This is a genomic window from Enterobacter sp. MGH 16, from assembly GCF_000493175.1.
GTDB classification, from domain to species: domain Bacteria; phylum Pseudomonadota; class Gammaproteobacteria; order Enterobacterales; family Enterobacteriaceae; genus Enterobacter; species Enterobacter roggenkampii.
On the sequence record NZ_KI535695.1, the window covers coordinates 1,404,508 to 1,414,587 of the forward strand.

Below are 10,080 nucleotides of genomic sequence, written 5' to 3' on the forward strand. Positions count from 1 at the left end.
TCTTTCAATTATTTGTTGCCGGTGGCGTTCTTCAGCGCCAGACGGGCAGTGATGCGCAGGCGCAGCAAGCGCCATAAAATCCAGACCAGCGTGGCGGCAGCGATGCTCGCCGTCAGCAGATAAGTATCGTTATAAGCCAGAATATTCGCCTCCAGCGCGGTGACCGTTTGCAGCTGCGTTATCGCCTGGGTGCCCAGCAGCGCGCTGTCGCCAATCAGGCTTTTATACATTTGGGTATAAAGCTGAATTCGCTCGTTGACCAGCGGGTTGAGCGTGGTGAGCTGGTCCGCCAGCAGGCTGGAGTGGTATTTCTCGCGCCAGGTCTGGAAGGTGCCGAGGATCGCGGAGCCCAGCAGGCCGCCCAGGTTCTGGCTCATGCCAAACATCACCGAGAAGCTGACCAGGTTACGCGGGTCGGCGATCACCCCGCCAATGGCGGCCAGCATAGCGGGCGCCAGGAAGAAGGCGCTGCCGAAGCCCAGCAGGAACTGGCTTACCATCAGCTGATCCGGACGGGTCAGGTTGTTGGACTGGCTGTCCAGCAGCGAGGCAACAATCATCAGCGCCAGAGACGTGATGATTGGCCACGCCAGTTTCGTCGGCTTGATGGTGAGACAGCTGGTGACAATCCCGCAGACGATCCCGGCGAAAATGGACCACGCAAGGTGCGTCATCTGCTCGTTCTGTAAGCCTACGTACTGCAGCCAGCCGATGACGCCGGTGTTCTGCTCGGCCAGCACGATACGGATCAGCAGCATAATCAGCCCCAGGCGGACGATGCTGCCGCTCGACAGCCAGCGGGTGTTCAGCAGCGGGTTGCTGCGGTTATGTTCAAAGACGATGGCTGCGACAATCAGCACCAGCGATAGCGCCAGCGACCAGCCGATCCACGGCGCTTCGAACCACCAGTCAAGGCGGCCCAGAGAGAGGACGGCACAGAGCAGGGCCATCCCGGGAGCCAGTAAAAAGAAGGTGATAAAGTCTTTTTTCTCAAAGACCTTGCGCCGGTCGCCCGGCGGTAATTTTAAGGCGATGACGCAGGCCAGGGAGATCAGCGCCAGTCCCAGCTCGAAGAAATAAAGCCCGCGCCACTCGTCCAGCTGCAGCAGCTCGGTTGAAAACAGGCGCGCCAGCGGGATGGCGAGTGATGAACCGGTGATGCCGATGGTCAGCGCCTTCAGGCGGTGCTTCGCAGGCCAGGCCTGGATCTGATAGTAAATCCCCAGCGAGCTGAGCGCGGCGGCCACCATGCCGTGCGCGGCGCGAACCATCAGCGCCGAGCTGAGATCGTTAACGAACAGGTGGAAAAAGGTGACCAGCACGTACAGCACCAGAAAACCTTCCGTAAAGGCGCGCAGGCCATACTGCTGGCGGAATTTAACCAGCAGCAGGTTGATGGAGATGTTGGTCATCACATAAACCGCGGGCAGCCAGGCGATTTCGGTTGACCAGGCGCCGAAGGTCCCCTGCAAATTTTGCAGGTTGGCGGTCACCACCGCATTTCCCAGCGCACCCGTCAGGCAGACCAGCAGGCCCACGACGCCATAGGCAATGCGTTTTGGCGTACTGTGTTCGGGCGTGGAGGGCGAACCCAGCAGGGCGGGTTTCTCATGTGGCTGCCACTCGCGAGGAGCATAAGGGTCGCGTTCGGGCAGGCGCATAACGTCGTTTACCTTAGAAATGATTGAATAATTAGCGGGCTAGCGATTCTACGACTCCCGCAAATGATAATTCAAGTGAATATGATTTACGCATGTTAATCAAATGGTGAAGGGAAATTTAAGGAAAAAGAGCGGCCCGCAGGACGGGCCGGGAAGGGTCAGAGACGTTCGGGCTGCGCCTGGATGAGAGTGGCGCGCTTAACGCGGCTGGCGCAGAAAATCGCGATTAAAGAAATGGTCACCGTGACGGCAAGATACCAGGCCACCGGCACCCAGTCGCCGTCGTATTTTGCCAGCAGGCCGGTGGCAATCAGCGGCGCGGTACCGCCAGCCAGCGCGGCACCCAGCTGATACCCGAGCGTAATGCCGGTGTAGCGCACGTTTGCGCTAAAGATTTCAGAGCACAGCGTGCCGAGTACCGCCGTGACAGGGGCCCACAACACGCCAAAGGCGATGACCGTCGCGAGCACGATACCCCATGTGGTGCCGGTATTGAGCAGCATAAACCACGGTACGATAAACAGGCCCAGCACGAAGACGCTGATTGCGTACATGCGCTGACGGCCTACCTTATCGGAGAGTAGCCCCATTAGCGGGATCATAATGGTCGCCACCAGGGCTCCCAGCGTCACGGCTTCCAGCGCCTGCGATTTCTGATACGTCAGCGTGCTGGTGGCATAGCTCACCACGAAGGTCGAGAAAATATAGAACGGCGCGGTTTCAACCACCTTCAGACCGGCGGCAATCAACACTTCACGCCAGTGATGTTTCAGCGTATCGCGCAGCGGGGCCTTCGCTACCTGACCGGACGCTTTCACTTTCTGAAAATCGGGCGTTTCGTCAATATCTTTGCGGATCCACAGGCCGAGCAACACCAGCACCGAGCTCAGCAGGAACGGGATGCGCCAGCCCCAGGAGAGAAAATCCGCCTCGCTGAACAGGGTCATCAGCGACACGATAAAGGTTGCCATCAGCATGCCGATGGTGACGCCCGCCTGTGGAATACTGCCGAAGAAGCCTTTACGTTTTTCTGGCGCGTATTCATAGGCCAGCAGCAGCGCGCCGCCCCATTCACCGCCGATGCCCATCCCCTGAATGATGCGCATCAGGATCAGCAGCGCAGGCGCCCAGAGGCCAATCATCTCATACGTGGGCAGCAGGCCAATCATAACGGTTGCACCTCCCATCAAAGAGAGGGTCAGCACGAGGGTTTTTTTACGTCCGATGCGGTCGCCGATGTGGGCGAAAAGTACCCCGCCAATGGGGCGAATAAAAAAGGTTAATGAGAAAGAGAGATAAGAGAGGATGAGTCCGATCACCGGATCGACCATCGGGAAAAAGATCTTATTGAAGACCAGCGCGGCCGCCGTACCATAGAGAAAATAGTCAAACCATTCAATGGCGCTCCCGGTAAGGCTGGCGATTAACACCTTTTTATTTTTACGTAACACCGTCGTCGTACTTTCATGTTCTGTCATGACCTGAAACCCCGCCACGTTGATGATGAGAGAGGTGTCACCTGGCGCGCTTCAGGTGCAACCTGTGATGATAAAAAAGGTTGTGAAATTGTTAAGCAACTTAGGGTCGGATGTTGTCTTTGGCAAGCGCAGGGGGGATAAAACTGGTCAGATCACGGCGAAATAAGCAGCGTTGGGTGCTTTTTCATGCCGCCTGCACAATACAATGTTTTGTAGGGCTGGAAATCAAAAGCATAATAGGCAGGTGCAACCCGATGATTTTTGGATGTTTCTGGTTATTTCAGAAAAATGATAAATTCGGCGCTTCAACAACGTGAGGAGTTCACCATGGTTCAGCCCCATTTTCCCGTTCTGGCGGATGCCACGCTGGCGGCCTTCAATACTGTCGGTGAATGGCTGGCGCAGGACGACCTGAGCGCGACGAGTCCGCTCCCGGAAGTCGATGCGGTGATTCTGGCCGGAAACGCGGTGATCCCAACCATTGACGCGGCCTGCCGTATTGCCGCCCAGAGAGATGTACCGCTTCTGATCAGCGGCGGCATCGGCCATTCGACCCCCTTTTTATATACCGCCATTGGCAATCATCCGCGTTACCACACCGTACCGGTCACGGGGCGGGCTGAAGCGAGCATTCTTGCCGACATTGCGCGGGCGTTCTGGCAGATCCCCGAGGCGCGTCTGTGGGTTGAGGATCGCTCCACCAACTGCGGTGAAAACGCGCGCTTTAGCTGGAACATGCTGAAACAGCGTCATCGAACGACCGGGCGGGTGCTGGTGGTGCAGGATCCGACGATGCAGCGCCGCACGATGGCGACGTTTGCCCGCGTGTGTCGTGATGAGCCCGATTCACCGCAGTGGATCAGCCATCCCGGGTTTACGCCGACGCTGCAAAACGGTAACGAGGGCGTGGAATTCAGCGAGGGCAACACCGGCCTGTGGCCCGTTGACCGTTACCTTTCACTGGTTATGGGGGAGCTGCCGCGCCTGTATGACGACGCCAACGGCTATGGCCCGGCCGGGCGGGATTATATTGCTCACGTTGAATTCCCCGAGGCCGTCATGGCCGCGTGGAAACAGCTGCAGCAGGATCCTGTCCTGAAGGGCGCACGTAAAATAATTTAGGCACGGAACAATCCCCTCGCCCCATTGGGGAGAGGGTGAGGGGGGGAAATCACAGCGCCGCAAACTTATCCAGCGTCCGCACCAGCTGCGTCACAAACCCATACTCGTTGTCATACCAGGCAACGGCTTTCACCAGCTGAAGGTCTCCCGCTTCTGACACCTCCGTCTGCGTGGCGTCAAACACCGAACCATAATGCGAGCCAATCACATCTGACGACACGATCTCTTCATCGGTATACCCGAAGGATTTATTGCCCTGAGTGGCCTTTTTCAGCGCGGCGTTGATCTCCTCAACGGTCACTTTCTTGCCCAGAATGGCCACCAGTTCGGTCACGGAGCCCGTTTTAACCGGCACGCGCTGGGCGTGGCCTTTCAGTTTGCCGCTGAGCGCAGGGATCACCAGACCGATGGCTTTGGCGGCGCCGGTGGTGTGCGGAATGATATTCTCTGCCGCCGCCCGGGAGGCGCGAAGATCTTTCCCGCGCGGGCCATCCACCAGCGCCTGGGTACCGGTATAGGCATGAATGGTGGTCATGGTGCCCACCTTAATTTCAAACGCGTCGTTCAGGGCTTTTGCCAGCGGGGCGAGGCAGTTGGTGGTGCAGGAGGCGACGGAAATAATGGTATCACTGGCGTCAATGGTCTCGTCGTTCACGCTGTAGACGATGGTTTTCATGTCCCCCGCGGGCGCAGAGATCAGCACCTTCTTCGCGCCCGCGTCCAGGTGCGCCCGTGATTTCTCTTCAGACGTATAAAAGCCGGTGCACTCCACAACGATATCCACGCCCGCGGCTTTCCACGGAATGTGCTTTGCCTCTTTTTCGGCATAGACCGCGATGGTTTTACCGTCAACGATCAGCGCATCCTCGGTGAAATCCACGCTCCACGGGAAGCCACCGTAGTTGGAATCGTGCCTGAGCAGGTAGGCCAGCACTTTGGGAGAGGTGAGGTCGTTGATGGCGACGACGGTATTACTGTCCTGGGTTTCAAGAAGGCGGCGCAGAACAAGACGTCCGATGCGTCCAAATCCGTTAATGCCAATTTTACTCATGGTGTTCTCCTGTAAACGTGTCGATGTGACAGTTTGAACTCATCCAGGCTTAGACCATCACGGGCAGGGCGGCAATTGAAGATGCTTCATGCGGGAGGATGTATTTGAAAAACCATACAGAAAAGTTAATGAATTTTTAAGGAAAGGAGATTATGTTGGCGCGGTAACTGTTTTTAATCGAGAAATCACATGCGCACTAAATATACAAGCCTGCAAATTGGCATCCACTGGCTGGTGTTTCTGTTAATCATCGTCGCCTACTGCGCCATGGAGTTCAGAGGTTTCTTCCCGCGCACCGCGCGCCCGACGATCAACATGATCCACGTCTCATGCGGGATCAGTATCCTGGTGCTGATGGTGGCGCGTCTGCTGGTTCGCCTGAAATTCCGTGCACCACCGATTCAACCGAAGCCAAAAGCGATGGTGACGGGGATGTCTCATCTGGGGCATCTGGTGGTGTATCTGCTGTTTATTGCGCTGCCGCTGATTGGCATTGTGATGATGTATAACCGGGGCAGCGACTGGTTTGCTTTTGGCCTGGCGATGCCGCATGCGGCGGAGTCCAATTTTGACCTGGTAGATATGCTGAAAGAGTGGCACGAGACGCTGGCAAATCTGGGCTATTTTGTGATTGGCCTGCACGCCGCGGCGGCGCTGATGCACCACTATTTCTGGAAAGATAATACCCTGCTGCGCATGATGCCGAAAAAGCGTTCGTAGTCTTTAACGCTTGCCGGGTAAGGCATAGCCGCCACCCGGCTTGTTTTTTAACCCAACAGAGCACGCTCTTCAGCCGTTAACGCCAGCGTCTGCGTTGACCCCGTTTCCGACGACGTCACCGCCGCTTCCAGCACGGCCATCACCGCCAATGCCTCAACAGGGTGGACAGGATTGGCGATTTCCCCGCGTAGCGCATCACGCACGTTGATGTAGTACTGGCGCTGATCGCCTTTCGGGGTAGGGATCGTCTGCGATGCGCCGTCAGCGCCAAAGAACACCATGCTGTCGCTGTCATCGCCCCATGCCTCACTGCCGGGGATCACCCCGGAGAGCAGCTGTGCTTCCTGCTGATCGATTCTGGCCTTCACCACGCTGCCCTTGTCCCCGTGGACGGCAAAGCGCGCCGTACCGCCCGCCACCAGCATACTGGCGTGCAAAATTACCTTATGCTCCGGGTAGTTTAAGACCACGTGCGCCCAGTCGTTGATTTCTGCACCGTCGCGCAGCGTCGCGATATTCCCCTGAACCGACTGCGGTAGGCCAAAGAGCTGCAGCGTCTGGTCGATAAGATGAGGACCCAGGTCAAACCATAAGCCACTTCCGGGGACGTTCTGCTCGCGCCAGCGCACGCGCACTTCCGGGCGGAAGCGGTCGATATGCGACTCCAGGTGTTTGACCTTGCCGAGCGTGCCCTGCTCAATAACCTGCTTAATGCCGAGGAAATCGCTGTCCCAGCGGCGGTTGTGGAAGACGGAGAGCAGACGCTGCTTTTCCTCCGCCAGCGCAATCAGGTCGCGGGCTTCCTGCATGTCGAGGGTGAAAGGCTTATCCACCACGACATGCTTGCCGGCGTTCAGAGCCAGCGTCGCCAGCGGGGCGTGCGTGGCGTTGGGGGAGGCAATCACCACCAGGTCAACATCAGGATGCTGAATAGCCTCTTCAGGGGTGGCGACCACCTCTACGTCCGGCAGATCGCGTTTAACCTTCTCTTCATCACGAGAAGAGACCACGGCCAGCTTAAGCCCGTCCACAGACTGGATTAACGGGGCATGGAAGGTTTTGCCCACAAATCCATACCCGATCAGCGCAATGTTAATTGTTCGAACTGTACTCATGAACTTCTCCACGTTAATTCGCGCACACCGTGACCTGCAATGCGCCAGGGTCCCCAAGCTCAGGCCAGGGACGATCTAAAAAGAGTTGTTGAATGTTGGATAACCCGGAAACCAGATACGGCTCGCAGCGGTTGACCTTCAGGTGGTCGGCAACAATCCAGTGCGCATGGCTTGCGTCAAGCATCGCGCGCTTAACCTCGGCATCCGCTTCTTTACCGGCGCTCAAACCGAGTTCGGCATGAATGGCGCACGCCCCGAGGATGGCGATATCTGCCCGATAGCGGGACAGCAACGACAACGTGGCGCTTCCGGCAAACAGGCGCTGCTGGTGGTCCCATTTCCCCCCGAGCAGGATCAGTTCAACGTCTTCCCGGTCGCTAAAATGCTGGGCGATATCCAGCGACGTGGTTATGACGGTGAGCGGCCCGCGAAGAAAGGAGGCGACAGCCATTACCGTGCTGCCCGCATCCAGAAACAGGGTAGAACCCGCAGGGACCTGCAGGGCGACCTGTTTTCCGAGGCGCTGTTTGGTTTCCGGCAGCAGCGTATTGCGGCCCTGACGGTTCATGGCGGAGAGATTCAGCGCGATGGCTCCGCCGTGGTTCTTCTGCGCCAGACCCTGGTTCTCCAGGTCGGTCAGATCCCGACGGATGGTATCGGCTGAAACCTGCAGCTTTTCTGCCAGTTCGGTGATGCTGGCCTGGCCTTGCTCGCTCAGGATATCCAGAACGTGGCGCTGTCGTGCAGTTTTGTGCATCGGTTACATTCCTGCAAAATATCGCAATAGTTTGCATAATACAGCATTTTAACGCAGAGAGAAGGGCAACGTGGTTTTGATGTCGCGGAGTGAGGTGATGATTCAGATGCGTGATTATTAAAATTTTATTAAACAGGTATAAGCAAGCCGTTTTGAATGTTAACCATAATGTTATTGTTATGTTTTATTTAACGGTTTGGATTATGTAACCAGTGCAACACCATTGTCTGGAGTTAAGTTTCGACAAAATAGATATTTATAGATATTAATTGCTTTAATTAGTTTTTTAATAGCGATAAATCCCAATTCATCCTGTTTGGCTACTTAAATTGACACTTCTTTGAAAATCTTTGTGTCTGACCCGCGCGGAAATTAACGCAAAAATGTGCAGGGAGCAAATTAAGAATTTTCCTTAAATAACAGACGGTTTATATGTTTCATCTGAAAGGTCATTTTAAGAGTTTTGTCCAGAAACCCCATCTTTTTTCTTAATTGTAACACCACATTAACATTGTGGGTGTAGTGGCCTATAACACATTTTGTTATGCTGCTAACCACTTTAGGAAATAAGTAAATTCTTAATTAAATAAGACGCAGGCAGATCTCATCTCCAGGGGGAAATGGGTATGGGGAGTTTTACCTAAAATTCGGCAAGGATGCTAAAAAAGATATTTGTCTAATTATCTATACCTCTTTTTGGGTAATTGCTTCAGTGTCACTCAGAGTCAGGGAGATAAAATGACGATATTACGAAAGCCAATGTTACGCCGATTTACAGCAGCGCTGGCATTCATTTCATTAGCCATAAATACGGCGTACGCCAATAGTAGTCAGGTGGGTATTGCCCCGGTTGCCAGGACAACCTTAAAAGAAAGTATTCTTTTTGCTATCGATCGCGATCCGTCTATTAGTCAGCAGGCCGCGCAGCTCGGTATTGGTCAGGCACAAATAGATGAAGCGCGCAGCGGCTGGATGCCGCAAATATCGCTGAACGGGAGCACGGGCCATAGCCAGACCACCGATTCCAGCGGGTCGCTGAAGAATTCAGCCGCCTGGGGACTGAGCCTGACGCAGCTGATCTATGATTTTGGCAAGACCAATAACAGCATCAGCCAGTCTTCCGCCCAGCGCGATAGCTATCGCTACCAGCTGATGAGCACGCTCTCTGACGTGGCGGAAAAAACGGCGCTGAGCTATGTCGAGGTCAAACGCTATGCCGATCTGCTGCAGGCAGCAAAGGAGAACGTTCAGGCGCTGAAAAATGTTGAGCAGCTGGCAAAGCTGCGCGCCGACGCGGGCGTGAGCTCGACCTCCGATGAGCTCCAGACCCGCACGCGTATTGCCGGTATGCAGGCAACGGTCGCGCAGTATCAGGCCGCCTTAAACAGCGCCCGCGCAAGGCTTGCGGTATTAACCGGCATGCAGGCAGAAAACTATTCGCCTGTACCCGCAAACCTCGCGGTTGAACCTGATTCGCTCAACCGCATTGATTATTCGCTGATACCGGCGGTCATGGCCGCGCAAAACATGGAGCGCTCTGCCCAGTATGGCGTGGAGACGGCGAAGTCCCAGCACTGGCCGACCCTCAGCCTGAAGGGCGGACGTACCCGTTACGAGTCGGACAACCGTTCGTACTGGGACGACCAGATCCAACTCAACATTGACGCACCGCTTTATCAGGGCGGCGCGGTCTCTGCACGCGTGCGGCAGGCTGAAGGCGCGCGGGCGATGGCCTCCTCTCAGGTCGATCAGGCGCGTTTCGACGTCCTGCAAAAAGCCTCCGTCGCGCAGGCGGACTGGACCGGCGCGCGGGGAAGAATGGAGGCCGGGAAACAGCAGCTGGAAAATGCGCTGCGCGCCCGTGATGTTTATAAAAATGAGTACACCCTGAGCAAGCGGAGCATTAACGATCTGCTCAGCGTTGAGCAGGATGTCTGGCAGGCCACCTCGGCGAAAATAATCGCTGAGTATGATGGCTGGAGTTCAGCAATTAATTATGCTTCCGCGGTTGATAATTTAATGCCGCTTATTGGAATAGAGAAAAACGCTGCCGCAAAACTACCCGATTTGAGTTAAAAAAAGACGCGCATTGTCGCGCAAAATAAGTCTGAAAATAATGGGTGTTTTTTCCCAGGGATAGCTACATCCGTCTGGTGGACATATCCACAGGAATCCG

The 10,080-nt window shown here is 55.6% G+C and carries 8 protein-coding genes; 3 read left to right on the forward strand and 5 right to left on the reverse strand.

The genetic code is table 11. The features are described 5' to 3' along the window. Positions 1-8 precede the first annotated feature (8 nt). Entirely contained in the window at positions 9-1,661 is a 1,653-nt protein-coding gene (locus L362_RS15925) for an MFS transporter (RefSeq protein WP_008502308.1), read from the reverse strand. Between the two features lie 158 nt (positions 1,662-1,819). Further along, on the reverse strand, positions 1,820-3,139 hold the full coding sequence (locus tag L362_RS15920) for an MFS transporter (protein ID WP_023292477.1): 1,320 nt from the start codon (positions 3,137-3,139) through the stop codon (positions 1,820-1,822). A gap of 327 nt (positions 3,140-3,466) precedes the next feature. On the opposite strand from L362_RS15920, the gene L362_RS15915 reads away from it, so the two are divergent. Next, a complete protein-coding gene (locus L362_RS15915; RefSeq protein ID WP_023344093.1) occupies positions 3,467-4,261 on the forward strand; it encodes a YdcF family protein in 795 nt (264 codons plus the stop codon). Between the two features lie 49 nt (positions 4,262-4,310). On the opposite strand, the gene gap is transcribed toward L362_RS15915, so the two are convergent. Next, positions 4,311-5,312, reverse strand: coding sequence for a type I glyceraldehyde-3-phosphate dehydrogenase (gene gap / locus L362_RS15910; RefSeq protein ID WP_023327422.1), 1,002 nt, complete (start codon positions 5,310-5,312; stop codon positions 4,311-4,313). Positions 5,313-5,501: 189 nt separating this feature from the next. Here gap and cybB point away from each other — a divergent pair, with 189 nt between their 5' ends. Then, complete coding sequence (gene cybB / locus L362_RS15905) at positions 5,502-6,032, forward strand: cytochrome b561 (protein ID WP_023327423.1); 531 nt, start codon at positions 5,502-5,504, stop codon at positions 6,030-6,032. 47 nt (positions 6,033-6,079) lie between these two features. Here the strand turns inward: cybB and L362_RS15900 are convergent, their stop codons facing one another. After that, positions 6,080-7,147 carry an oxidoreductase gene (locus L362_RS15900; protein ID WP_023344094.1) on the reverse strand — a complete coding sequence of 356 codons (1,068 nt, stop codon included), beginning with the start codon at positions 7,145-7,147 and terminating at the stop codon, positions 6,080-6,082. A gap of 13 nt (positions 7,148-7,160) precedes the next feature. Further along, entirely contained in the window at positions 7,161-7,904 is a 744-nt protein-coding gene (locus L362_RS15895) for a DeoR/GlpR family DNA-binding transcription regulator (RefSeq protein WP_021242557.1), read from the reverse strand. 738 nt (positions 7,905-8,642) lie between these two features. Here L362_RS15895 and L362_RS15890 point away from each other — a divergent pair. Next, the gene (locus L362_RS15890; protein ID WP_023344095.1) at positions 8,643-9,980 is read left to right on the forward strand and encodes a TolC family outer membrane protein; all 1,338 of its coding nucleotides are present in this window, start codon (positions 8,643-8,645) and stop codon (positions 9,978-9,980) included. The last annotated feature ends 100 nt before the right edge of the window (positions 9,981-10,080 follow it).